Annotated in this window: 29 protein-coding genes and 1 pseudogene; 16 read left to right on the top strand and 14 right to left on the bottom strand. The window is 68.5% G+C overall.

What is annotated here, in order from left to right:
• Positions 1-128: 128 nt before the first annotated feature.
• Both ON30_RS36570 and ON30_RS29675 read right to left on the bottom strand, forming a co-directional pair.
• Positions 129-698 (bottom strand): hypothetical protein, encoded by a 570-nt coding sequence (locus ON30_RS36570; RefSeq protein WP_051030144.1) that lies wholly within the window; start codon positions 696-698, stop codon positions 129-131.
• 550 nt (positions 699-1248) lie between these two features.
• Positions 1249-1620, bottom strand: a complete 372-nt coding sequence (locus ON30_RS29675; protein ID WP_169334966.1) for an MmyB family transcriptional regulator — start codon at positions 1618-1620, stop codon at positions 1249-1251.
• On the opposite strand from ON30_RS29675, the gene ON30_RS29670 reads away from it, so the two are divergent.
• The 7 genes from ON30_RS29670 (at position 1619) to ON30_RS29645 (ending at position 4995) form a co-directional block, all read left to right on the top strand.
• Positions 1619-1954 carry a hypothetical protein gene (locus tag ON30_RS29670; protein ID WP_245554284.1) on the top strand — a complete coding sequence of 112 codons (336 nt, stop codon included), beginning with the start codon at positions 1619-1621 and terminating at the stop codon, positions 1952-1954. The genes ON30_RS29675 and ON30_RS29670 overlap by 2 nt on opposite strands.
• A complete protein-coding gene (locus ON30_RS41865; RefSeq protein ID WP_281004765.1) occupies positions 1933-2058 on the top strand; it encodes a hypothetical protein in 126 nt (41 codons plus the stop codon). The genes ON30_RS29670 and ON30_RS41865 overlap by 22 nt, the downstream gene beginning before the upstream one ends.
• On the top strand, positions 2055-2537 hold the full coding sequence (locus ON30_RS29665) for a zinc-binding dehydrogenase (protein ID WP_051030143.1): 483 nt from the start codon (positions 2055-2057) through the stop codon (positions 2535-2537). The genes ON30_RS41865 and ON30_RS29665 overlap by 4 nt, the downstream gene beginning before the upstream one ends.
• A gap of 70 nt (positions 2538-2607) precedes the next feature.
• Positions 2608-3357 (top strand): hypothetical protein, encoded by a 750-nt coding sequence (locus ON30_RS29660; protein ID WP_040712730.1) that lies wholly within the window; start codon positions 2608-2610, stop codon positions 3355-3357.
• Positions 3354-4100, top strand: a complete 747-nt coding sequence (locus ON30_RS29655) for a hypothetical protein (protein ID WP_040712727.1) — start codon at positions 3354-3356, stop codon at positions 4098-4100. The genes ON30_RS29660 and ON30_RS29655 overlap by 4 nt, the downstream gene beginning before the upstream one ends.
• A complete protein-coding gene (locus ON30_RS29650) occupies positions 4097-4690 on the top strand; it encodes a cytochrome c oxidase subunit 3 (protein ID WP_051030142.1) in 594 nt (197 codons plus the stop codon). Before ON30_RS29655 ends, ON30_RS29650 begins: the two co-directional genes overlap by 4 nt.
• A 5-nt stretch (positions 4691-4695) precedes the next feature.
• Complete coding sequence (locus tag ON30_RS29645) at positions 4696-4995, top strand: cytochrome C oxidase subunit IV family protein (protein ID WP_040712751.1); 300 nt, start codon at positions 4696-4698, stop codon at positions 4993-4995.
• Between the two features lie 47 nt (positions 4996-5042).
• Here the strand turns inward: ON30_RS29645 and ON30_RS29640 are convergent, their stop codons facing one another.
• The gene (locus ON30_RS29640) at positions 5043-5648 is read right to left on the bottom strand and encodes a TetR/AcrR family transcriptional regulator (protein WP_040712724.1); all 606 of its coding nucleotides are present in this window, start codon (positions 5646-5648) and stop codon (positions 5043-5045) included.
• A 36-nt stretch (positions 5649-5684) separates the two neighbouring features.
• Complete coding sequence (locus ON30_RS29635; protein WP_040712722.1) at positions 5685-6641, bottom strand: hypothetical protein; 957 nt, start codon at positions 6639-6641, stop codon at positions 5685-5687.
• A 361-nt stretch (positions 6642-7002) separates the two neighbouring features.
• Between ON30_RS29635 and ON30_RS29630 the strand changes: the two genes are divergently transcribed.
• A complete protein-coding gene (locus tag ON30_RS29630; protein WP_245554283.1) occupies positions 7003-7860 on the top strand; it encodes a helix-turn-helix transcriptional regulator in 858 nt (285 codons plus the stop codon).
• A 48-nt stretch (positions 7861-7908) separates the two neighbouring features.
• On the opposite strand, the gene ON30_RS29625 is transcribed toward ON30_RS29630, so the two are convergent.
• Positions 7909-8643, bottom strand: coding sequence for an alpha/beta fold hydrolase (locus ON30_RS29625; RefSeq protein ID WP_281004766.1), 735 nt, complete (start codon positions 8641-8643; stop codon positions 7909-7911).
• A 131-nt stretch (positions 8644-8774) separates the two neighbouring features.
• Entirely contained in the window at positions 8775-9668 is an 894-nt protein-coding gene (locus ON30_RS29620; protein WP_040712747.1) for a 1,4-dihydroxy-2-naphthoyl-CoA synthase, read from the bottom strand.
• A 264-nt stretch (positions 9669-9932) separates the two neighbouring features.
• On the opposite strand from ON30_RS29620, the gene ON30_RS29615 reads away from it, so the two are divergent.
• Positions 9933-11414, top strand: a complete 1482-nt coding sequence (locus ON30_RS29615) for a flavin monoamine oxidase family protein (RefSeq protein WP_040712717.1) — start codon at positions 9933-9935, stop codon at positions 11412-11414.
• A 39-nt stretch (positions 11415-11453) separates the two neighbouring features.
• Here ON30_RS29615 and ON30_RS29610 read toward each other — a convergent pair whose 3' ends face one another.
• Complete coding sequence (locus ON30_RS29610) at positions 11454-11903, bottom strand: hypothetical protein (RefSeq protein WP_040712715.1); 450 nt, start codon at positions 11901-11903, stop codon at positions 11454-11456.
• 189 nt (positions 11904-12092) lie between these two features.
• Complete coding sequence (locus tag ON30_RS29605; protein ID WP_051030141.1) at positions 12093-12575, bottom strand: hypothetical protein; 483 nt, start codon at positions 12573-12575, stop codon at positions 12093-12095.
• A 96-nt stretch (positions 12576-12671) separates the two neighbouring features.
• Between ON30_RS29605 and ON30_RS41860 the strand changes: the two genes are divergently transcribed.
• Positions 12672-12800, top strand: coding sequence for a hypothetical protein (locus ON30_RS41860; protein WP_281004764.1), 129 nt, complete (start codon positions 12672-12674; stop codon positions 12798-12800).
• 72 nt (positions 12801-12872) lie between these two features.
• Here ON30_RS41860 and ON30_RS29600 read toward each other — a convergent pair.
• Both ON30_RS29600 and ON30_RS29595 read right to left on the bottom strand, forming a co-directional pair.
• A pseudogene (locus tag ON30_RS29600) lies at positions 12873-13354 on the bottom strand (SRPBCC domain-containing protein).
• Positions 13344-13700, bottom strand: coding sequence for an ArsR/SmtB family transcription factor (locus tag ON30_RS29595; protein WP_040712713.1), 357 nt, complete (start codon positions 13698-13700; stop codon positions 13344-13346). Before ON30_RS29595 ends, ON30_RS29600 begins: the two are co-directional and overlap by 11 nt.
• A 205-nt stretch (positions 13701-13905) precedes the next feature.
• On the opposite strand from ON30_RS29595, the gene ON30_RS29590 reads away from it, so the two are divergent.
• Both ON30_RS29590 and ON30_RS29585 read left to right on the top strand, forming a co-directional pair.
• Complete coding sequence (locus ON30_RS29590) at positions 13906-14952, top strand: NAD-dependent epimerase/dehydratase family protein (protein ID WP_040712711.1); 1047 nt, start codon at positions 13906-13908, stop codon at positions 14950-14952.
• 293 nt (positions 14953-15245) lie between these two features.
• Positions 15246-16190 carry a CE1 family esterase gene (locus tag ON30_RS29585; RefSeq protein WP_040712709.1) on the top strand — a complete coding sequence of 315 codons (945 nt, stop codon included), beginning with the start codon at positions 15246-15248 and terminating at the stop codon, positions 16188-16190.
• Positions 16191-16299: 109 nt separating this feature from the next.
• Here ON30_RS29585 and ON30_RS29580 read toward each other — a convergent pair whose 3' ends face one another.
• Both ON30_RS29580 and ON30_RS29575 read right to left on the bottom strand, forming a co-directional pair.
• Positions 16300-16782 carry a VOC family protein gene (locus ON30_RS29580; RefSeq protein ID WP_040712742.1) on the bottom strand — a complete coding sequence of 161 codons (483 nt, stop codon included), beginning with the start codon at positions 16780-16782 and terminating at the stop codon, positions 16300-16302.
• A gap of 23 nt (positions 16783-16805) precedes the next feature.
• Positions 16806-17453, bottom strand: coding sequence for a TetR/AcrR family transcriptional regulator (locus ON30_RS29575; protein WP_063719967.1), 648 nt, complete (start codon positions 17451-17453; stop codon positions 16806-16808).
• Positions 17454-17607: 154 nt separating this feature from the next.
• Between ON30_RS29575 and ON30_RS29570 the strand changes: the two genes are divergently transcribed.
• Positions 17608-18798 (top strand): cytochrome P450, encoded by a 1191-nt coding sequence (locus ON30_RS29570; protein ID WP_040712707.1) that lies wholly within the window; start codon positions 17608-17610, stop codon positions 18796-18798.
• Positions 18799-18816: 18 nt separating this feature from the next.
• On the opposite strand, the gene ON30_RS29565 is transcribed toward ON30_RS29570, so the two are convergent.
• On the bottom strand, positions 18817-20253 hold the full coding sequence (locus tag ON30_RS29565; protein WP_083911777.1) for an MFS transporter: 1437 nt from the start codon (positions 20251-20253) through the stop codon (positions 18817-18819).
• Here ON30_RS29565 and ON30_RS42420 point away from each other — a divergent pair.
• The 3 genes from ON30_RS42420 (at position 20241) to ON30_RS29555 (ending at position 21813) form a co-directional block, all read left to right on the top strand.
• Positions 20241-20654, top strand: a complete 414-nt coding sequence (locus tag ON30_RS42420; RefSeq protein WP_373282656.1) for a TetR family transcriptional regulator C-terminal domain-containing protein — start codon at positions 20241-20243, stop codon at positions 20652-20654. The genes ON30_RS29565 and ON30_RS42420 overlap by 13 nt on opposite strands.
• A 92-nt stretch (positions 20655-20746) precedes the next feature.
• Positions 20747-21292: a hypothetical protein gene (locus tag ON30_RS29560; protein ID WP_157183930.1), complete on the top strand. Its 546-nt coding sequence runs from the start codon at positions 20747-20749 to the stop codon at positions 21290-21292.
• A 137-nt stretch (positions 21293-21429) separates the two neighbouring features.
• Positions 21430-21813 carry a hypothetical protein gene (locus tag ON30_RS29555; RefSeq protein WP_040712704.1) on the top strand — a complete coding sequence of 128 codons (384 nt, stop codon included), beginning with the start codon at positions 21430-21432 and terminating at the stop codon, positions 21811-21813.
• Between the two features lie 7 nt (positions 21814-21820).
• On the opposite strand, the gene ON30_RS29550 is transcribed toward ON30_RS29555, so the two are convergent.
• Positions 21821-22303 (bottom strand): NUDIX domain-containing protein, encoded by a 483-nt coding sequence (locus tag ON30_RS29550; protein ID WP_040712733.1) that lies wholly within the window; start codon positions 22301-22303, stop codon positions 21821-21823.
• Positions 22304-22509 lie beyond the last annotated feature (206 nt).

Below are 22509 nucleotides of genomic sequence, written 5' to 3'. Positions count from 1 at the left end.
CGGGGCAGGTCGTAGCGCAGCCCGATCGCGGCGCCGACAACCATCGGGACCGTGGTTCCCAGGCCGTACAGCAGGGCGGTCAGCACGAGCGGGCCGATGTCGGTCCCGGACCCGAGGTCCGGGACCGGCTAGACCTCGCTGCCGCTCACGGCCGCCGTGCGATGGTCGACGTCGACACCGCGCCAACCGACCGGCAATTTGACCCGGCCCGCCGCGAGGTCGGCGACGAGGTCGGCGTAACCGTCGCGCACCTCGGCCAGATGGGCCCACGCCTGATGTTGGTGATCGGCCCGATGCCGCACCGCCCACCAGACCTCGACATAGGTGCGCGCGACGTGGCTGATCACCTCGCCCAGCGAGTGCGTGCTGCGACGCGCCCCGCAAGCGCCGGGGAACCGTGCGGCGGCCCACTCGTCCACCGCCCGGATCGTGTCACGCACCTGCGCGCCGATCCGCGCGTGATCGAAATCGACCGCACGGCGTCCCGGCGTGATGCGGTGGGTCAGCAGCACGGCGTGCAGATCCGACAACTCGCGCGCCCACACCGCCAAGGGCGGACCGTCGGGCAGGTGCCCGGCGACGGCGGCCAGAAGGACATCGGGGGTGAGCAGTCCGGCCGACACCGCGTCGGCGGGACTCTGCTCGTCCCGTGCGGTCGAGCGCGCGTTCACGAAGACGGAATCGAATGCGCCGTTCACGACCGGCCCGCTCGCCGCTTCGTCGGAGTGAAGCTGATCATCGTGTGTTCCTCTTCGGGCGGCGCGGTGAGCGCCGCGATGGATCGCCGCGAGCGGCGACCTGACTCCCCCACCGCGCGGCGACCACACCGTCACCGCACCTGGACCTCTGTCCATCTTCCTACCGGACCGCGGTGTCCACAGCCGATAGAACCACGTCATCGTGTCCGACGCCACACGGCCGGACCGAACGATCATACAAACAGTGAGCAAATGTATGCCTGCCTCCGGACGGAGTCAACATCCGGTCCAGCCCGGCCGGACGAGAACATCACCGGAAACCGTCACTCACCTGCGCCGGTGAGAATATTCGATAACTTACCGACTCCTCTACCGGACGAACTATCGACATCCCCCGAGAATATCCGCCGACATTCCCGCGAACTTTCCGCTTCCTCCTCCACGGAAGACGCCCGCCCGGGCGACCGTCCCATTGCGGCAGGCTCCCCCGAATGCCCGATCACGCCTCGACCGCGTGGGTCGGCGGGGGGGTTGCGCCCGCGCACCCTGATCACGACCCGACCGCACGGGTCGGCGGGTGGTAGCGCCCGCGCAGGATGTCGGCGGTGCGCTCGTCGGCGGGGAGGAACGCCTCGAGGTGCGATTCGGACAGCGTGATGTCGACAGCGGTGGCGAACGAGGTCACGGTGGTGATCAACCGGAGTTCGCCCCGCGCCGAGCGCAGTCGCAGCGGCACGGCGAAACCGAGGTGGTCCGGGCCGGGGTCCACCTCGGGGAGGTAGCCGTCCAGTTCGGCGATGAAGGTGTCCAGATCGGGGTCGGGGCTGCGCAATGCGCGGGCGCGCAACGACTCGGTGACGTGTCGGCCCCATTCCGGCAGGTTCAGCACCCGGCGCGCCGAGGTGGCAAAGCTCGTTCCCATGACCGATCACGAAGACCTCGCCCGGCGCTATCTGGCGCAATGGAACGAACCCTATGCCGAAGCCCGCCGCACCCTGATCCGCGCGTTGTGGGCGGTGGACGGGGCCCAGGTGCTGGTCGATCCGCCGCAGACGATGCGCGATTCCGCCTCCGCGCTCGCATTTCCGACACCGCCGCTGGAGGTGCGGGGCCACGACGCGCTGGAGCGCCGCGTGCGGCGAGCCTACGAGATGTTCGTCGAACCGGGACACCTGTTCGTGGCGCGCGGTCCCGTGGCGCGATTGTCGGCGAACCTGCTCGGTTTCGGATGGGAATGGTCGACCTGGCGGGGGTGACCATCGGCGGCGGCTACGACGTCCTCGCGGTGGACGGCGAGGGCCGAATCCGGCTGGACCACCAATACATCGGCATCGACGCGACGCGGGACAGCGCGGCATGACAGGCGGATTCCCGGGTGCTGATCGTGGCACCGGGCCGGTCGCGTTGTTCGCGATCCAACACGCTCTCGGATTCGGGGCGCGAGTCCTCGCGGTCACCTCGACGCGCGCCAAAGCCGAACGTCTGCGCGCGATGGGAGTCGAGCGGGCCGTAGCGCGCGAAGAACATCCGGAATGGGATCGGCGCGTGTGGGACCTGTCCGGCGGTGACGGAGTCGACCGGGTCGTGGACGCGGTCGGCATGGCGACATTGCCGAAATCGGTGCGCAGCGCGGCCTACACCGCCGAGGTCACGATGGTCGGCGCGAAACCGGGACCGGCGGTGACGGTGGGAGACGGCAATCCGTTCGGCAACGCCTACCTGTCGATCCGCCGCATCGCGGTAGGCAGTCGGAACGGGCTCGAGCGGATGACCGAGGCGATGGCCGCGCGGCGGGTCCGTCCGGTGATCGATCGGAACTTCCCCCTGAGACTGAACTGACTGGACTCATTGACTTGAGTCAGGATAGTTGCGATGCTTCGGGGAGTTTCCGATTCGGAGGGGATCTTCGATGCGACTCCTCGCAGGCGAGAGACGCCAGGACAGTGGTGATTTGCGCGCCCAGTGGGCGGTGCTGTGGTCGACGCCGGTGGTCGCGCTGGTGTTGGGCGTGCTGTTCGTGGCGTTCCCCGGGTTCTTCCCACCGATGTCGCCGTCGATGACGGCCGAACAGGTAGCGCGCTTCTATCAGGACAACACCGCGCCGACCCGGTTCAGCATGGTGGGGTTCAACCTGTGCGGCATCCTGATCGTGCCGTTCTTCGTGCTGATCATGGCGCAGATGGCCCGAATGCGCGGGCAGAGCCGGATCTTCGCTTTCTCGTACCTGTCGGGAGTCGTGGCGGGCGCGACGCTGTTCGCGGTGTCCGACATCCTGTTCGCGGTGGCGGCGTTCCGTCCCGATCGCGATCCGCAGATCGTGCAGGCGCTCAACGACCTGGCATGGATTCTGTTCATCGCGCCGATCGGCATGCTGGTGGCCCAGTTCGCCCTGCTGGCGGCCGCGGTGTATTTCGACGACCGCGACAGCCCCGTGTTTCCGCGCTGGGTCGCACCGTTTTCGATCCTCACCGGCTCGGCCATGGTCCCGTCCGCGGGCGCGGCGGTATTCCGGGAGGGACCGCTGGCCTGGGATGGGTTCGTCTCGTTCTGGCTGCGCAACGGCGCGTTCGCGCTGTTCGTGGCGGTGATGTTCTTCGTGGTGCGCGGGGCGCTCGCGCGACAAGCGCGCGACGAATTCGACAGGAGGGAAACCCGGTGACCACCGTCGTCCCCTCCGCCGGGCGACGCGGCGGCGCCGATGTCCGGATCACCTACTGGTCGTTCTCGATCTTCTACGCGGCGCTCTCGATCGGCGTGGTGTTCCTGGGCCGGGCCACACCGCCGCCGCGGCCCGACGTGGACGCGACCCAGGTGGTCGACTGGTTCGCCCAGCACCGCTGGGGAATCCAGTTCGGCTTCGGCATCCTGCTCGTACTGGCCGGCGGGGCAGCGATCTCCAACGGGATCATCGGCTACTTCATGAAGCGCATGTCCTCGGGGTCGGTGCTCGCTTATGCCTACATCGCGGCGATGGGCGTCGGCGCGCTGCCGGGATTCCATCTGCTGTTGGCGTGCTGGCTCACGGCCACTTTCCGCCCCGAGCGCGACCCCGAGGTCGTCCATCTGCTCTACGACCTGGGCATGCTGTCCTACAACGGATCTCTGGGCTGTTTCACCGCGGCCTACGCCGTGCTGGCGATCGCCATCTTCTACGACCGCAACCAGGTGTTCCCGAAATGGTTTGCCTACCTCTCGATCTGGCAGATCGTCACCGAGGTGATCGCGACCCAGATGTGGGTGTTCCATTCCGGCGCGTTCGCCTGGAACGGCATGATCACCTTCTACATCGCGGTCGTCGTCTTCGGGTTGTGGATCGCCTGTCTACTGCCGATCATGCGTGTTGCCGGACGCGCCGAATCCGCACGGACACCGCCCCTCTACAGCGAGGAGGCCAGCCGATGACCGTCTTCGAACGCGAACGCCCCGCGCCCATCGGAGACGCCGACCGGGTCCGCCTGCCCGGCGACATCCACATGTGGGTGATGGTCCTGGGCGATCTGTTCTTCTTCGGCTGCTACTTCCTCACCTACATGGTCTTCCGCGCGCGCTCACCCGAAACCTTCGCCGCGGGACAACAGCACCTGAACATGGCCGTCGGCGTCGCCAACACCGTTGTCCTGCTCAGCAGTTCACTGCTCGCGGCGCTGGCCGTGCTCGAGGTCAGGCGCGGCGAATCGGTCGTCGCGCGCCGCCTGCTGCTCGCCGCCGGCGCGTGCGGGGCGGTGTTCGCGGCATTGAAGTTCTACGAGTGGCAGCACGCGATCGCCGCAGGACTGACCCTGTCCGAGGAGTTCTTCAGCTTCTACTACGTCCTCACCGGTGTGCACCTGGCGCACCTGCTGCTCGGGTTGCTGATCCTGGGCATCGTCGGTCGACACCTGCGCGCGGGCGCCCGACCGAACGCGGCTCTGGTCGAACAGGGCGCGTTGTACTGGCACATGGTCGACCTGCTGTGGATCGTCCTGTTCGCGATCCTCTACCTGATGAGGTGACTTCGATGACCACCGATGACCCGACGCGGCACTCGCACGACAGGCGAGTCCTGGTGTGGGTGTGGCTGATCCTGGCCGCGACCACCGTCCTGGCCTGGCAGTTCGTCCCCGGCCACGCCGCGCTCACCACCGACCTGAGTGACGAATTCGTCACGGCCATCGTCGTTCTCGCGCTGATCAAGTGCCGCTTGATCTTCCGCTACTTCATGGAGGTCCGCTCCGCGCCCCGTTGGTTGCGCATCGCCACCGACCTCTGGCTGATCGTGCTGTGGGCGGCACTGCTCGGGATCTATCTCTGGACCTGAGAACCGAAACGAGCGACAACACCGCTACGGCAGAGCGTTTCGACGAGTCACTTCGCCACCATGCCGTGCAGACTCGTCTCGACGAATTGCGACACCACCTCGTCCCGCACGGCGTCGTCGGCGGGAAGCGTGATGAGCAGCGCGTAGAGCCCCAGCAGGAAGAACACGCCGAGGTGCAGGGAGTCGGTGCGGCCGTTGGTCTCGCCGCGCCGGTGCGCGAGCTCGATCTTCTCCACCACCGCGATGATGAAGGGGTGCCCGGCCCACTCCTCGTCCGGCGGCTTGCTGGTGGAGAAGTGCAGTGCCAGGAAGTCCTTGAAGAGTGGTTTGCCCAGTCGCCGTTCGAGCGCCTTCAGGACCACCACGCTCTCGGTGAGCACCGCGCGCAGATCGGCGTCCGCACCGAGGACGCGCGTCAATTCCTGCGCCATGCGGGATTCCTCGCGCTGCTCGAGTTCGAGCAGGACGTGTTCCTTGGTCGGGAAATGGAAGAAGAACGTGCCGTGGGCGACTCCTGCGGCGGCCACGATCGTGCCGACCTCGGCCTCGGCGATTCCCGCGCGTTTGAATTCCACGATGGCGGCGCCGAGCAGCCGTTCCCGGGTCTGCCCGCGTTTGATTTCCCTGGCGGAGGGAGCGTCCTTCTTCGGCATGGCATCGCAATATCTAGCACGCGTCATTGACTTCGGTCAACCAAGGGCGCGGACCGGCGCCCGGCGGCCGATCCCGTCGCCGAGCAGGGGCGCGAGCGCCCAGTCCAGGACGGCGTCGGAGTTCACCGAGGTCGACATCGGAACCTCGAAGTCGCCCGGCCCCACGATGAGGCGGCCGTGCTCGCCGAGGGTGAATCCGGTGGAGGTGAAGTCGACGAATCCGTGCCCCGCCGCGGCGGAGGCGACGACGACGTCGGCCAGGTGACCCGCGGTTGTCGTCGCGTGTCGAGCTTGATCGAGATGGGCCAGCAGCAGCGCCGCCCAGGGGCGGTGCGATCCGGCCAGGGCCCGGTGGATCACCGAACCGGGCTCCAGGGCGGGAAGGTGCGCGGTGCGCGCGGGCAGCACCAAACGCATCCTGCGCGCCGTCAACAGCACCGTGCGGGCGGCGGTCAGGTCGACCGCGAAGCGGGGTTCGGGTCGCTCCCCCGATCCGCCGAGTCCGCCGCCGCTCTGCCAGACGGTCAGACGCGAGGCCAGGCCCAGCGGGGTGTGCGCGCCCTGATCGAGGGCCAGCAGGTGGGCGAGGTCGGTCAAAGGCGCGTGATTGCAGACCCGGACCGTGGCTCCCGGGTGGGCGTGCAGGATCTCGGCGACCGCGGTGTAGGTGTCGCGGTCGGTGACGGTGACGTGGTCGGGCGTCAATCGGTGGGCGGCCCAGTAGCGACTGGTCGGCGGACGGTAGCGGCCGTCCTCCTGACGGCAGATGCCGGGCACCACGCGAACGTCCGAGCGCCCCAGCGTGTCGAGCAGGTACCGGGTGAATCGGGCGCGCCGGTGGTCGGTGAACTCGTCGGCGGCGATCACCAGCGACAGATTCGGTCGGGTCGAGGCGAGCAGAGCCAGCGCCAGGGCTGCGCCGGGCTCGCCTCCCGCGGTCGTCGCGACGATCAACGGGTCGTCGTGCGCGGTCGGTGTCGACAGGTCGGTCATCGGTTCTCGGTCCTGGGTTCGTGGCGGGTGGCGCGGAGATCGGTCGTCGGCGGCTCGCTCTGTCGTGGCAGCGCCGGCCCCCTCCACCGGCGCTGCCACGACATTTCCACTGGGCGGCCTTCCTGTTGTCCGAAACAGTGCGTAGCCGGACGGCGGCGGCGCGCAGCGGGCTCGGGGTGAACAGTTCTCTTCGGCGAGCGGCCCGCGGGCCATCCTTGGTTCTCCGCCCAAATCCGTTGCGCCCCATGCAACCTGATCCGGCGGCCGATGTCGACCGGTTCGGCTTGCTGAATCGAGCGCTAGCACTGGTGAGTGCATGTTCGACGCGGCCCGGCCGAGGAGATCGAATACAGTTGCGCGGGTGACAGATCGAACGGAGGGCGGGGGCGCGACCAGACGCGAGTTGAAGCCGCCCTCGCTGGGGGGATTCATCCGCCATCGGCGAGAAGGACTCGGCCTGACCCGCCAGGCGCTCGCCACGGCGTCCACGATCGCGGGCATGTACATGTCCACCAGCTATATCGCCCAACTGGAGAACGGCTCCAAACGCAACCCCACACCCGCGTTCTGCGACGGCCTCGCCAGGTTGCTGGAGCTGACGCCGATCGAATGCGATCATCTGAAGTATCTCGCCGAACGCATCGAAATCGGCCCGCGCGCAGCCGATCCCGTGCCGGTCGAGAGCTATCGGACAGCGATCTCGGCGGACATGCGGCGGGCGGCGCAGGGCCTCGACCCGCATCTGGTCGGATATCTCGACGAGCGCTGGAACATCATCGAGGTCAACGACGCCTACGCCGCCGCATGGCCCGAACTCATGGAATTCGGCAACGTGCTGCGGTGGTTCTTCCAGAGTCCCGCCAGCCGCAAGGTGATGGTGGAGTGGGAGGCCGAAGCCGAACTGACCGTGCACTGGCTGCAATGGATGATGGGACGGTACGGCAGCCCGGACTGGGCGCTGCAACTGCTCAGCGAGCTCAGCGGCGATCCGGATTTCGCGCGGATGTGGGAATCGCAGAAGGTCGGTGCCGGCCGCCCGCAGCCCTACATGCACCTGCGCGATCTGCGGACCGGCGAGCTCACCAGCGTCAACGTCCAGATCACCCAGGTCGAATTGTCGGGTGTCCCACCGATGTTGATGTTCCTGGGTGTCCGCGGGCCGTATTGCGGCCCGCCGCATCTCGCCGATCCTCCCCTGCCGTCGACGGCGTGCGGGTAGGCCGCGCACAGCTCACCCGCAACCACGGCGAGCCGTGCGCGAGGACCGTCAGCCCAGAGTGCTCAGAAAATCGCCCACGGCGGCGTTGACGGCGTCCGAATGCGTCACGCAGGCACCGTGACCGGCCCCTTCGATCGTCACCTGCGGCCGCGCGTTCGGCAGGCCCTCGACCAGTACCGCGCACTTCCGCTCGGTGCTGGTCTCGTCGAACTCTCCCCGCAGCACCAACGCGGGGCAGGTGATGCGCGGCAGTTCCGCGGTGACGTCGGTCCGATGGATCAAGCAGTCCGCCGCCCTGCGGATGGCGGGCCGATCACTCTTCAGCCACTTGGTGATCCACGGCTCGCGATCCTGCTCGCTGCCGCCGATCAACCCGCCTGCGAGTTGACGCGCGATCGGCTCGAGGGGAATCGACTCGTCGCACCAGGCCGCGAACAACTCCTCGTAGCCGGCCCGCTGCTCGGCGTTGGAGGCTTCGGATTCGGTGTCCATCAGCACCAGCGCGCGTACGCGGGCCGGTTCGGCCAACGCCACCCGCAGCGCGGAGTACCCGCCCTGACTCATCCCGACCAGCACCACCGAATCGACGCCCGCGTCGTCCATGACCGCCGACAGGTCGGCGGCGAGGTCGTCGTAGGTGAACGGCGCGTCCGGATCGGACACCGTCGTCTCGCCGTGCCCGCGGGCGTCGACCGACAGCACCCGCCAACCCTGCCGCGACAGGTGTGTCTCCAGCACACCGAACATCGTCGAATCCATGAAAAACCCATGGGCGCAGACCACTACAGGCCCGTCGCCCCCCGAATCGCGGTAGTTGACCCGGACCCCATCACGCAATACACACGGCACCGCCGAATCGTAACCTGTGTCCTGGCCCCACCCCGCCGACTCGGCCGGTGGGAGAACGGCGTCGGTCAGAAGTACCAGGGGTAGGGGGTCCAGTCCGGGGCGCGTTTCTCCAGGAACGCGTCACGGCCCTCGACCGCCTCGTCGGTCATGTACGCCATCCTGGTCGCCTCGCCCGCGAACAACTGCTGACCCACCAGACCGTCGTCGAGCAGGTTGAACGCGTACTTCAACATCCGCTGCGCCTGCGGCGACTTCCCGTTGATCCGCGCCGCCCACTCCAACGCCACCGCCTCGAGCTCGCCGTGATCGACCACCGCGTTGACCGCCCCCATCGCGTGCATCTCCTCGGCCGTGTACGCCCTGCCCAGGAAGAAGATCTCCCGCGCGAACTTCTGCCCCACCATCTTCGCCAGATACGCGCTGCCGTAACCACCGTCGAAACTGCCCACATCGGCGTCGGTCTGCTTGAACCGCGCGTGCTCACGACTGGCCAACGTCAGATCACACACCACGTGCAGACTGTGCCCCCCACCCGCGGCCCACCCGTTGACCAACGCGATCACCACCTTGGGCATGAAACGGATCAACCGCTGCACCTCCAGAATGTGCAACCGCCCCGCACGCGCGGTATCGACCGTGTCGGCGGTCTCCCCACCCGCGTACTGATACCCGCTACGCCCCCGGATCCGCTGATCCCCACCCGAACAGAACGCCCACCCCCCGTCCTTGGGACTCGGACCGTTACCCGTGACCAACACCGCACCCACATCCGCGCTCATCCGCGCGTGATCCAACACCCGATACAACTCGTCGACGGTGTGCGGACGGAACGCGTTACGCACCTCGGGCCGGTCGAAAGCGACGCGCACCGTGCCCTGCTCCACATGCCGGTGATAGGTGATGTCGGTCAGATTCTCGAATCCGGGAACGGGTCGCCACTGCGATGAATCGAAAGTCACCACAACGACATTAGCGATCGAGTCGACAGATCCCGCACGATGTGACGCCCACCTCTCGATCGCTCGCCGTGCTCGCCGCGACGGCGCACCGCGCGGATGCGGGGGCCGTCCCGGGGCGTGCGACACGGCCGTAACTCGCCGAAGCGAGATGAATACCACATGAAACCGTAATGAGAACGCAACTCTAGGTCAACTGTCCAACATCTCGAATGGCTAGCGTTCTCCCTGCTGGATCGGGTGACGGAGTCGAGGAGACGCACATCCATGAACCATGAAGCTTCACGCCGCACGTTTCTGCGCGGCGCACTCGGGGCGGGCATCGTGACGGGGGTCAGTGTCGCGGGCGGGATCGGCCGCACGGCCGCGGCGCCGACATCGGAAGTCGTGGACGCGATCGTCGTCGGCGCGGGACTGTCGGGGCTCGCCGCCGCCGAGACACTCGCCGAATCCGGCGCGTCGGTCCTAGTCCTCGAGGCGCGCGCACGAGCGGGCGGACGCGTCCACAACATCGGTTCGACCCGGCTCGGCGCGACCCTCGACGCCGGGGCCGAGTTCATCGGTCCGACCCAGAACCACATCGCCGCCTTGGCACGACGGTACGACGTCCGCACGATCCGCACCTACAACGAAGGCGACAGCGTGTTCTGGCACGGCGGCGCAGGCACACGGATGCCCGCCGCGGTGCCGCTACCCCTGCACGCCGAGACGATCGGCGCGGGCGCGGCGCTGGCACGGGCGCAGGTGCAGGCGCTGGCCCCGTTTCCGGTCGGGGAACCCTGGAAGCATCCCGACGCGCGGTACCTCGACTCGCTGACCTGGGGCCAGTACTGCGCGCAGATCGCCGATACGCCGACCGCCCGGGTCCTCACCCAGGTCGCCATGTCCGCACCGCTGTCGGTGCGACCGGACGAGGTGTCGGCGCTGTATTTCATCAACTACATCGCCGCGGCGGGCGACGAGGCGAATCCGGGAACGCTGATCCGGCTGCTCGGTACCGACGGGGGCGCGCAGGAAAGCCTCTTCGAAGGCGGCGCGGCGCTGATTCCGCTGCGCATGGCCGCCGCCCTGGGCGATCGCATGGTCTACAACGCACCCGTTCGCGGCATCGCCCACTCCGAGCACGGCGTCGAAGTCCGCAGCGACGCGGGCGATTTCCGCGCACGGCGCGCGATCGTGGCGATGTCGCCCGCGATCAGCGGCCTGATCGACTACGCACCGGGGCTGCCGGCGGCGCGGATCGGGCTCACCGACGGGTACCACATGGGCGCGGTCAGCAAATTCGCCGCGCTCTACGACCGTCCGTTCTGGCGGGACAAAGGGCTGTCGGGGCAGGTCTACGGCGACGGCAAGCCGATCGACGTCACCTTCGAGAGCTACGCCGAAGGACGGCACATCCTGATGGGCTTCCTCTCCGCCGACGCCATGCGAGGACTCGACCACGCGCCGGAATCCCGGATCGTCGCCGAATGCATCGCCGATTTCGTCGATTTCTTCGGACCGGAGGCAAACGACTTCCTCGACTACGGCATCTACAAATGGGATCTCGATCCCTGGTCGCGGGGCGGTCCGGTAGCGGTCAGCGCGCCGGGGGTACTCACCGAATACGGTCCGGCGCTGCGCGATCCGGTCGGACCGATCCACTGGGCGGGCACCGAGACCGCCGACTACTGGACCGGCTACATGGACGGCGCCGTCCGTTCGGGCAGACGCGCGGCCCGCGAAGTTCTCGACGCGCTCGCGCCATGAACCCGGAACCGATGGTCCGGGTCACCTTCGGCAGCCTCCTCAGCCGAGGGCGGTTCGGGCTCGCACCCACACCGCGCGTTCGGCTTTCATCATTTTCAGCGCGCCGTCCATGGTCGGCGAATCGGCTGTGCCGCTGATGACGACCAAGCCCATGCCCAGGTGATGCATGCCCGCGACACGGTCGCGCCACGACGTCTCGGCCGGCAGTTCGCCTTCGTAGAGGTCGCCGAGCCCGGCCGGGCCGGTTATCCGGACCGTGGTGACGCCCGGCCCGATGGTGACGGTCCAGCCAGGTGTCGGATTGCCGGGAAAGTCGTTGCCGCGCAACGGTTGCGCGCCGTTGTCGAGCAGTGCGGAGGTCCACGCGTCGGCGGTTGTCGGCGCATCGGAGGGGGCGATGTACGTGCTGCGGGGCAGCACGATCACGACCGCCGTGGTGCCGACGATGGCGGTGTGGGCCGCCGGTTGCTCGTTCGCGGGCGTGGCCATCCGACCGACCCTATCGTGGTGCGCGAGTCCACCGCCGCGGTATCGGGAGGCGATCGCGCGGACCCCGGCAAGCCACGTATTCGAGGAATCGTGGAGTACCGGCAGCCGGGTCGGCGGTATGCGGCCGGGCGATCGCGTCTTCCTGCTGCGGCAGGGCGATTTACGAGTAGCTCGCCGGGGGGCGGCGATTCAGCCCGCGATCTTGGAGACCGCCGCAGCACCGGCGAGACGACGGCCGAGCGTCCAGCGCTTGGACAGTACCCGGTCCCACGCGGGCACCATGCCCAGCACCGACTCCCACTCCGACATCCACAGGTCCACTTGTGTCCCGCCGCCGGGCAGGTCCTGGAAGTCGATGCTCAACACCGGGTGCTTGCGGCCCTGGACGCCGACGCCGATGCCCCGCGACTGATAGTTCAATTCGCCGCGGCCGTTCACTTCTTTCCATCCCACTTTCTTGAATTCGGCGTAGACGAGGCCGACCACCTCACCGCGCGGCGCGGCGACGGTGTAGGTGACCTGCCGTCGCGCCACGGCGCTGAGCACCAAGGACAGCACGAGCACCGTGACGACGGCGCCGATGGCGTAGACGACCACCGCCCCGAATCCGCCCACGGATGCGAGCAGGCCACCGAGCAAGACGATCACCACGAGGGACACGAATATCTGCATGGGCTCTGTCCGCTTTCTGTATGCGCCCCGACGAAGACGGCTCGAGTGGATCGCGAATCACCGGGAGCGACACGATGTCTCGCGGATTCGACGATAGTGAGCGCCGCGGCGCGCGCGTATCCGTTGTTCATCCGACAAGCAAAGGGCAACCGGGAGCGCGATCCGCGCGAATTCGGCGTGCTGTCCGAAGGTGGACGCTATCGGTGCGAGGCCGCGACCGAGTGAACGCCGGGCAAGCGCCGCCGATCCTGAGGATTCAGGTCTCGCGAACCGCAATGCCGTGGCGTTATGGGCCGTTCACGTGCGGTTTCCCACGAGCCGCTCGGCGAAGGCGGCCAACTGCCCGGTGACCGTTCCCCATCCGTCCGCGAAGCCGAGCTCCTCGTGCCGGGCCCGGGCCGACGGATCACCGTGACGCACCAGGACGTGATAGTCGGTGCCGTCGGGATGATCGCGCAGGGTGATCTCGGCCGTCATCGCCACCGGCGCGGCCGCGGCCGGACGCCAGTCGCTGTCGAGGGCGGTGGTGAACACCAGGCGCGCACGCTCGTCGACCACCAGGAAGCAGGCGTTCAGGTGCGGCACGAATTCCACACCGTCCTCGCTCATCCTGGTGACGAAGGCGCCCCCGGGTCGGATTTCGAGTTTGTCGACCAGACACCGGACGGGCGCGGGCAGCCACCACTGCGCCAGACTCTCCGGGTCGGTCCAGGCGTCCCATACTCGCGCGCGGGGGCGCGGATGACGCGTCGCAGGGTCAGATCGAGTTCAGGATTCATCGGGGGACTCCTCGGTGTGCGTAGGGGCGTCGGTCACGAACGCTTCCAGACGGTCGGTGCGCTCGTCCCAGACGCGGCGTTGCCGGTCGAGCCAGTCATCGATCAGCCCGAACCGTTCGCGGTCGAGTTCGCATCGGCGCACGCGGCCGACCTTGACCGTCCGGATCAGGCCACTGGTTTCCAGCACACGGATGTGCTTCATGAACGACGGCAAGGTCATCGGCGTGGCCGCCGCCAGCTCGCTCACACTGGCCGGACCCGATCCCAGCCGCTGGACCACCGCGCGGCGGGAGGGGTCGGCGAGTGCGGCGAAGACGCCGTCCAACACCACCGAATACTTAGCCATATGGATAAGTATTAACGCGAACACCCACCCGGCGCAAGTGCCTGCCCTGGAATTTCGCGGCGACAGGTGTTCCCCAGATCGGCGCCCGGAGGCGGCCCGCAGCACCGCCGAGTTGCCGATGGTCCGAGCGGGGCTCTCCATGCCGAGGAACAGCCGGAACCCGTCGCGGGACCGGCGAACCGGCGCGCGTCGATACAGTGGCCGTATGGCTCGGGCACTGATCCTCGGCGGGGCGGGCGTGGTGGGTTCGGCGATCGCACGCCGTCTCCTCGCGGCGGGATGGACGGTCGATCTGCTCGGCCGCGATCCGACCCGGATGCCCGCCGACCTTCTCGTGGCCGGCGCGCGGTCGATCGTCGTGGACCGTCACGACGACGCCGAATTGGCCCGCGCCTACGGGACCGGAGCGGACCTACTGGTCGACTGCCTGCGTTTCACGGCCGAGCACGCACGACAACTGAGCCCCTTCGCGCGGGACGCGCCCTCGACGGTGATGATCTCCAGCAAGGCCGTGTACGTGGACGACGCCGGACGCCACGTGAATTCCGATGACGCGCCCCGATTTCGCGGACCGATCACGGAGGCGAACGCCACGCTCCCACCCGCCGCGGGCGACTACACCACCCCGGCGGGGTACGGCGCGAACAAGGTCGCCGCCGAACAGGTGCTGCTCGACTCCGGCGCGGCGGTGACGGTCGTGCGGGCCTCGAAGGTGCACGGCGTCGGCGCGCGCCGACCTCGGGAATGGCATTTCGTCAAACGCGCGCTCGACCGGCGGCCGGCGATCCTGCTGGCCGGTGCGGGCGTCGGAGTCGACCACACCACCGCCGCGGTCAACCTCGCGGCGCTGGTCCACACCGTCGCCGATACGCCCGGCCGCCGCATAGTGAACAGCGCCGACCCCGACGCACCGACCGGTCGCCGCATCGCCGCGGTCGTCGCGGCGCACCTCGGACACCACTGGGACGAGATCCTCCTCGAAGAACACGTCGATCCCGAACTCGGCCGCCACCCCTGGGACTCGCGACCGCCGATCGTGCTCGACACCAGCGCCGCCACCGCCCTCGGATATCGCCCCGTCGGCGATTACGCCGCCACCGTCGGGGCCGAAATCGACTGGCTCACCGCCTCGGCGGTGCGGCGTGCGGATCGGACCTGGGCGCTTCCCGGCCTCGAGCGCGGCCCGTTCTGCGGGACCTTCGACTATGCCGCCGAGAACGACCATCTCGCGAGCGGACGATCGCCCGGATGACCGCGCTCGTCACGGTCGCGGATGTCGACCGGCACCCGACCGAAGTTCTGGTACACCGTCGAGATCCGGCTGGTTCGATGGACCGGCAACGATTCGTCGCCCGGTTCGGGTGATGCCGAACCGACGGCGGGCACACTTGTGATCTCTCACAAACTTGACCGCGATGCGCCGACTCGACACGACGCGGTGCGACGATTACCGCCGTGCGAGAACGAGCCTCTTCACTGTGGCGACGCGCCGGCAGGCGCCAGTCGCGCCCGCGGATACCGATCGCGGTGCTGGCGGCCGTAGCGATGACGATGCCACTCGCGGCCACCTCCTCCGCCGACGACACCGCGCCGTCGCCGGGGTGCGGCACAGCGACCGCGCAGCAGGGAACCTCGACCCGGCAGTTCGCCGCGGCGGGCAAGACAGGCCACTACATCCTCGACGTCCCCGCAGGCGCCGACAAACCCACCGCGGTGGTCGTCGACCTGCACGGCTACCTCGAACCCGCCGCCCTGCAACGCGCGGGCAGCGGCATCGGTCCCTTCGGCTCCGCACACGGATTCATCACCGCCACACCGGAACTGAACGAACCGGGGCTGCCCCGCTGGGATTTCGGAGTCGGCAGCACCGACATCGTCTACCTGTCGGATCTGCTGACCCACCTCGAGTCGACCCTGTGCGTGGACGAGCGCCGCGTCTACGTCACCGGCCTGTCCATGGGCGCGTTCACCACCTCGTCCTTGGCATGCCAACTGTCCGAACGCCTCGCCGCGATAGCCCCCGTCGCGGGCCTGCAGGACTTCGACCGGTGTGAGACGAAACGCCCGGTGCCGGTGATCGCCTTCCACGGCACCACCGACCCCATCGTCGCCTACACCGGCGGCCCCGGCCCGCACGCGCGCTTCCTACCCTCCCCGGACGGCAGCCTGCCCAGCGGACAGGAAGGCGGCAGACCCAACGTCAACGGCCCCGGCCCGAAGAGCGTTCCCGACAGCGCGGCCGCCTGGGCGCGCCGCAACGGCTGCCAGGGCACGCCGACCCGACAGTCCGTCGCCGCCGACGTCGAACTCACCACCTACGACTGCCCCGCCGACGGCGCCGTCGTGCTCTACTCGATCCTCGGCGGCGGCCACACCTGGCCGGGCAGCGCGCTGGTCACCCCCGAGTTCATCACCGGCACGACCACCACCTCCCTCGACGCCACCCGCGCGATCTGGGACTTCTTCCGAGCCCACCCGCTCCCCCGCTGACTGTCCGCGCGTCCGTCGCACACCGGGCGAGCGCGGATAAGGCTTCGGTCTGAACCCCACACCGCCGACCTACATGTCCCGACCGTGAGTTACCCGAACCGGCTGAGCCTCAGTGGGCTCGGGCCTTGACATGCTCGTAGAACGCGCGCATGGCTCGGCCGATCTCGGCGATCTCGATGTAGGGCACGCCGGCCGCCGCGCCGTCGAGGTACGCGAAACGCATCGCGCCGTGCATGTCACCGGACTGGATCACCTCCAGGTCGGCCTCGGCCAGGGCGGCGTCGAAATCCGCGGGTTCGAAACACACGTGGTGCAGTCCCGGCCCGCAGCGGTCGAGGAATTCGGTGTAGATACTGATTCCGCGCACCGGTTGGATCAACTCCACTTGCAGGTCGGCGATATAGGACAGCGACACGTGCGCGGTGAAATCCGCTGGTGCGCCACGGAACACGGTCGTCTCCGGGCCGAACACCGTATCGGGCAGCCGCGTCCATTTCCCCGCGCCGACCGGGCCGGACAGCAGTTTCTCGGTCGCCTCGATATCGGCGGTCACCCAGGCGATCTGTGTGACCGGACCGTATTCGATCGTCAACGTCGCACCTCTCTCGCTCGACATCACGGATTGCCGAATCGAACCGTTGTGGGCCAGCCCGCGGCTGTCGACCTCGTTGCCAGACCGTCGGCCTGACGGCGGGACGGATTCGAGGCGCGGTCCTCGGCCGCGAGCAACCCGCGGGCCAGGGCGTCGATCAGACGCGGTTCGTCTGTCGGGTCCGACGGCGGCCAGAGCAGCAGTGCGAGGAACGAACGCACCGCCAGCGAGGTGCGGACGGTGTCGGCGGGGTCGAGGCCGACGAGTTCGGCGGCGATCGCCGAGACGGCGGGCGAGTCGACGGCGATGCGCGCGCCGCCGGGAGCGTTGTGCGACCGCGGGAACTGGCGGGCGACGGGATCGGCGCGTATCTCGCGCAGCGCCAGCGCGAAGGCCGTGCGCGCCCGGTCGACACCGGTGGACTCGTCCACGGCCCGTCGGACGGTGGCGGTGATCCGGGTAGCGATCCGCAGGAACACCGCTTCCACGAGTCGTTTCTTGCCACCGGTGTGCCGGTAGATCGTGGCACGGGAACAGTGCGCCCGGGCGACCAGGTCGTTGATGTCGAAACGATCGATGCCGCGCTCGGCGAGCAGGTCGCCCGCGATGGTGTAGAGGCGTTCGCGGGCGCTGTCGCCGCGGTCGGGACCGACGAGCCAATCCTGGGCCATATCTCAGTATGAGACGGATGCACCTTTCGTCGCGGGCGTTCGAGAACGTCAGGGCATGCGACGTGAGACTGTTCGACCGCGCTCCCGCACCCTGGGATATCGACTTCACCGCGCGGTCTTGCGGGAAGTTCACGGGGGGATCGACGCTGTTCACATGCCCTTCCTCGACGCCGAGTATCCGTATTTCGAGCACCTGCGCGAGAGGTCGCCGGTCCACCGATTGCGGGAGTCGCCGTTCTATCTGGTGAGTTCGTGGGAACTGATCGCCGAGGCGGTCGGACGCCCCGCGGACTTCTCCTCGAATCTCACCGCGACGATGGTGTGGCACGAAGACGGGACGGTGACGGCGTTCCCCATAGCCGAACCGGGGTCGCCGCTGCACGTGCTGGCCACCGCCGACGACCCGATCCACCGCGAACACCGCAGGATGGTGCTGCCCTCGCTGGTCGCCTCCAGGGTTCGCGCGCTCACCCCGTTCATCGAAACCACGTTCCGCCGGTCGTGGGAACGGGGACTGGCCGACGGTCGCGTCGACTGGGTCCGAGCGGTGGCCGAGCGAGTCCCGATGCTCGTGGTCGCCGAACTGCTGGGTCTGCCGGCCCACGACGTCGACGATCTGGTGCGGTGGGCGTTCGCCTCCACCGCGCTGCTCGACGGCGTCGTCACAGCCGAGCAGTCGGTCGAGGCCACCGAGGCGGTCGGTGAACTCGCCGCCCACCTCACCGCGGCGTTCACCGCGGCGACGGCCGAACCCGGCGCGAACCTCCTCGGCGACCTAGCGCGAGTCGTCGCGGACGGCGACGTCGATCACGACACCGCGGTGATGATCCTGATCCAACTCGTCGCCGCCGGAGCCGAATCCACGATCAGCCTGCTCGGCGCCTCGGTGTGGCTGCTGGCGCGGCACCCGGACGTCCTCGCCCGACTGCGCGCCGACCGGGGCCTGATCCCGGCGTTCGTCGAGGAGGCGTTGCGCCTGGAATCACCGTTTCGAGGACACTTCCGCCACGTCGTGCGCGACACTTCCCTGGGCGAGGTCGATCTGCCTGCCGGAGCACACCTCTACCTCGCCTGGGGTGCGGCCAACCGGGACCCGCGTCGGTTCGACGCCCCCGACCGCATCGACCTGCGCCCCTCGGCACGGCGTTCCCACATGGCATTCGGCAGAGGAGCCCACCTGTGCGTGGGCGCGGCGCTGGCCCGCCTCGAAACCCGCATCGGCATCGAATTCCTCCTCGACGCCACCGTCGCGGGCTTCACCGCCGACACCGCGAACCCGCAATGGGTGCCGAGCCTGCTATCCCGACGGTTGCGCACCCTGCCCCTCACGCTCGTCCCCCGCTGATCCGCACCGTCGCCCTAGCTATTCCGAATCCCGCGACCGGCCGCGCGGGGTCAGTCGGAGTGCGGTGAGCGCTCCGCCGACGGCGACAACGGCGATGAACAGCAGGGCGTGGCGGAACGCGGTCAGGAGTTGGTCCGGGGCCACCGCGAGTGATCCGAGCACGGCGATCAGGACCGCGACGCCGAGTACGTAGCCGAGTTGCCGAGCGGTGTTCACCACGGCGCTGCCGGTGGCGGACTGGTCGGGTGGCAGATCGGCGGTGGCGGAGGCGATCATGTTCGGCAGCGCCAGACCGATGCCGATGCCGGAGAGCACCCAGCCCGGCAGCACGTCGGCGGCGTAGGACACCGGCGTGGACGCGCAGACCAGCACGAGCGCGACTCCCGCCGCGAACATCAGATTCCCCAGCGCGACAACGACTCCCACGGGAATCCGCGCGGTCAGCGATCGACCGAGGGCGGCGATCAACGCCACGGTGATCGGTCCGGGAACCAGCGCGAGCCCGGTGTGCAGGGGACCGAAGTGGGCCGCGTTCTCCAGCCACAGCGCCAGGCCGAGGAACCAAGCCCCGAACGCGGTGCAGAACGCCAGCACGGTGACATCGGCCCACACGAACGTCGACACCCGGAACAGTGCGGGCGACACCACCGGATTCGCATGCCGCGCCGTCCGCACCACGAACAGGGCGCCCGCGATCGCCGCGACGGCGAGTGTTCCGACGGTCGCACCGCTCCCCCACGACCATTCACCGCCATTCACCAACCCCATCGACAGCGCGCCGATCGCCACGGCCGACAACGCCACTCCGAGCAGGTCGGGAACCCGGACCTTCTCCCGCACCGGGACTTTCGGCAACAACCGCAGGGCCGCCGCGCCGACCAGCAGACCCACCGGGAGGTTGATCAGGAACACCCAGCGCCAGGACACCTCCACCAGCGCGCCGCCGACCACCGGACCGAACGCCGCCGCGACCGAACTCACTGTCGCCCAGACCTTCACCGCGCCCGGTACGCGACGCGGCGGCAAGACCGTGAGCAACAATCCCAAACTGGTCGGTGTGAGCGCGGCGGCCCCCACCGCCTGCAGAATCCGGAAGACCACCAGCGCCCACAGCGACGGGGCCACCGCGCAACCCACGCTCGCCGCGGTGAAAACCCCCAGCCCGAGCAGGAAGCCGGGTTTGAGCCCGAACCGGTCCGACAACCGTCCGGCCGGGATCAGCAGTGCGGCATACACGATCGCGTATCCGTTGAGGACCCAACTCACCTCGGCCGGCGAATGCCCGCGATAGGACTCGGTGATCGCCGTGAACGCGACATTGACGACGAAGACGTCGAGCATCGCCATGAACGCCGCCGCGCACAGCACCCACACGATGGCCGTCGACCGGTCACGTCCCGAGTGCTCGGTCACTTCGTCCGCGATCGCGGTCCGTTCCGGCACTGCGCCTTCCATCGGACACTCCTTCCTCGGCGGCATCGGCCCCGGCGCGTGCGGACTCCCCCGCGGGCGCCGCGCGCCTGCGCGCCCTGATCGAGCGGTGGATCGACTACGCCGAGCGACCACTGTTCGCCGGCGGCTGTTTCTGGGGCGCGAACCTGCCGATCTTCGACAGCCGACCCGGGCCGGTCCGCGACCTCCTGGTCCACCAACAACGCACCTGGATCGCCCGACTCGCCGCACAGTTCCGACACGCGGTCGCCGACGGCGAGATCGCCGACACCGATCCCGAGGCCGCGGCCTTCCAGGTCAATGCCGTGCTGTACGCGGTCAACTTGGCCCTGCGACTCGAGGACGCCGAGAGCCCGGCCCTCGCCCGGCGCACGATCGACGGTCTGCTCCGGCCCGCACCCTGATTCCGACACTCGACCGCCACCGCGGGTAACAACGTCCGGGAATTCTTCGATATCCCAGACGACATACACACATGCTTGGGGGAGAGCACATCATGTCCTTGTCTCAGGGAAATCCGTCGACGTTCACAATTCCGCGCTCGAATTCCGGCCACCGCCGCTCCGTTCTGTGGCGAGCGCTCGCGGTGGGTGTCGCGGTGGGTGTCGGACTGCCCGCACTGGCGGCGTCCGCCCAGGCCGCGCCGCGGACGGTCACCGGCAACGTCGTGTTCCGGATCATGGACTACGAGAACTTCGGCAGCAACGAACGCTGCAATCGGGAGGTCCGACTCACCCCTCGTGCCATCGAAGTCGGGGCCACCACACGAATCCGCGTCACCGCCGCGTGCGGCGGGGAGATCAGGGTCGAGGTGACCTACGCGCTCCAGCAGCAAGAGGGCGGCTTCATTCGGGTCACCGAGGGGCTGGTCAATTTCTACGAAGGCGAAAGCTCGAATACCAGCGATCTGGACGGCAGTTCGGCATTCGGGGACATGTTCCTGTGGCCGGGGCAATCGGGCGTCCGCAACATCCACGTGGAGAACTGGGCCGAAGGCGAGCCGGACGACAAGGCCGACGTCGCACTCACGTTGCGCAACTGACGGCGCAGCGAATCCTCCCGCATCGCCACCGGACGGCGTCGGCGGGTTCGAGCACAGGGCGCTCCAGCTCCCGCCCACGGCGTCGGGCCGCCCGCCGCGATCCGACGCCGGGTTCCGCGACGGGAGATGATCGTGGAATGGATTCGGAGTTTCCCGTGACGATCGCGCTGTCGGAAGAGGAACGCGAGGTGCTGATCCACGGGTTGGGCGAATGGAACGGGCCCGCGCGCTGCACGGACGCCTTGGCGGTCGCGATGGATTTCCTGGACGCGGCGGATCTGCTCGCGGAAGGCGGTCGGTTGCGTTCGCTGCTGATCGCCGAGGAACCGTTGCGCGCCAGGGATTGGCGGCGAACCTTGATCGCCACCGAATTCGCCTTCGCCGGCGACGTATTCGGATCGGGTGTGGAGTGGTCGATCACCACCGGGTTCTCCGATGAGCGGACGGTGGCGATCCTGCGGGGATTGCAGCGGAAACTGGCGCGGGCGTTGCACGAGGTCCTCTACGGTCACCGACGGTGAGCGGGGCTCACCATCCCAGCTCGACCGGATGGGCGGGGACGCCGTCGCGGAGCAGGTCGATCAGCGCCCGGACCAGGCAGCGCGGCGCGAACAGGTCCGGCCCGCGATAGGCGGTGATCTCCGCCCACCGCCACCACCGGAACTCCGCGATGTTCTCGGCGGCCAATTCGGCGGCGGACAGCGCGCCGTTCGGCTCGAAAGCCGTGGTACGAACCAAGAAGTAATCCTCTACGACGCCGTCGAAACCGCGCATATGTCCCGGTGCGACGATCTGGCGGTGCCAGACGTGCGGGGGCGTGTCGACCTCGAGCCCGACCTCTTCCCGCAGCTCGCGACGTAGCGCGGCGATGACCGTTTCCCCGGCCTCGACACCGCCACCGGGCGTCGCCCACATCGCGCCTTCGGGAACATCGAACCGGCACAGCAGAATGCTGTCCCGCTCGTCCAGAACGATCGCACGGGCGGAATGACGCAATCGGAGCTCGGACACCGCACTACTGTACGCGCGCAACACTTCCGAGATTCCGAGACTGCGCGAGGGAACCGCCGGCGTCACCAACTACAACTCGCACGCGGCGCTGAAGGCATTGAACGAGTTCGGTTTCGACACATTCGAGCGCGTGGAATTCGACGCCAGGGGGATCGTGGCTGTGCGGGAGAGCCGGAAGCGCGCTTCGGCAACCTGAGCGGTCATTC

It is taken from the genome of Nocardia takedensis NBRC 100417, from assembly GCF_000308695.1.
GTDB lineage: Bacteria > Actinomycetota > Actinomycetes > Mycobacteriales > Mycobacteriaceae > Nocardia > Nocardia takedensis.
The sequence above is the reverse complement of the archived record's forward strand: the minus strand, read 5'-3'. Positions and strand labels throughout refer to the sequence as shown.

Bases quoted from the DNA above. Each gene is read 5' to 3' on its own strand.
- ON30_RS29670 (WP_245554284.1), top strand. From the start codon at position 1,619: ATGACCGATCACGAAGACCTCGCCCGGCGCTATCTGGCGCAATGGAAC.
- ON30_RS29675 (WP_169334966.1), bottom strand. From the start codon at position 1,620: ATGGGAACGAGCTTTGCCACCTCGGCGCGCCGGGTGCTGAACCTGCCG.
- ON30_RS41865 (WP_281004765.1), top strand. From the start codon at position 1,933: ATGGTCGACCTGGCGGGGGTGACCATCGGCGGCGGCTACGACGTCCTC.
- ON30_RS29665 (WP_051030143.1), top strand. From the start codon at position 2,055: ATGACAGGCGGATTCCCGGGTGCTGATCGTGGCACCGGGCCGGTCGCG.
- ON30_RS29660 (WP_040712730.1), top strand. From the start codon at position 2,608: ATGCGACTCCTCGCAGGCGAGAGACGCCAGGACAGTGGTGATTTGCGC.
- ON30_RS29650 (WP_051030142.1), top strand. From the start codon at position 4,097: ATGACCGTCTTCGAACGCGAACGCCCCGCGCCCATCGGAGACGCCGAC.
- ON30_RS29645 (WP_040712751.1), top strand. From the start codon at position 4,696: ATGACCACCGATGACCCGACGCGGCACTCGCACGACAGGCGAGTCCTG.
- ON30_RS29640 (WP_040712724.1), bottom strand. From the start codon at position 5,648: ATGCCGAAGAAGGACGCTCCCTCCGCCAGGGAAATCAAACGCGGGCAG.
- ON30_RS29635 (WP_040712722.1), bottom strand. From the start codon at position 6,641: ATGACCGACCTGTCGACACCGACCGCGCACGACGACCCGTTGATCGTC.
- ON30_RS29615 (WP_040712717.1), top strand. From the start codon at position 9,933: ATGAACCATGAAGCTTCACGCCGCACGTTTCTGCGCGGCGCACTCGGG.
- ON30_RS29610 (WP_040712715.1), bottom strand. From the start codon at position 11,903: ATGGCCACGCCCGCGAACGAGCAACCGGCGGCCCACACCGCCATCGTC.
- ON30_RS29605 (WP_051030141.1), bottom strand. From the start codon at position 12,575: ATGCAGATATTCGTGTCCCTCGTGGTGATCGTCTTGCTCGGTGGCCTG.
- ON30_RS29595 (WP_040712713.1), bottom strand. From the start codon at position 13,700: ATGGCTAAGTATTCGGTGGTGTTGGACGGCGTCTTCGCCGCACTCGCC.
- ON30_RS29590 (WP_040712711.1), top strand. From the start codon at position 13,906: ATGGCTCGGGCACTGATCCTCGGCGGGGCGGGCGTGGTGGGTTCGGCG.
- ON30_RS29585 (WP_040712709.1), top strand. From the start codon at position 15,246: ATGACGATGCCACTCGCGGCCACCTCCTCCGCCGACGACACCGCGCCG.
- ON30_RS29575 (WP_063719967.1), bottom strand. From the start codon at position 17,453: ATGGCCCAGGATTGGCTCGTCGGTCCCGACCGCGGCGACAGCGCCCGC.
- ON30_RS29570 (WP_040712707.1), top strand. From the start codon at position 17,608: ATGCCCTTCCTCGACGCCGAGTATCCGTATTTCGAGCACCTGCGCGAG.
- ON30_RS29565 (WP_083911777.1), bottom strand. From the start codon at position 20,253: ATGGAAGGCGCAGTGCCGGAACGGACCGCGATCGCGGACGAAGTGACC.
- ON30_RS29560 (WP_157183930.1), top strand. From the start codon at position 20,747: ATGTCCTTGTCTCAGGGAAATCCGTCGACGTTCACAATTCCGCGCTCG.
- ON30_RS29555 (WP_040712704.1), top strand. From the start codon at position 21,430: ATGGATTCGGAGTTTCCCGTGACGATCGCGCTGTCGGAAGAGGAACGC.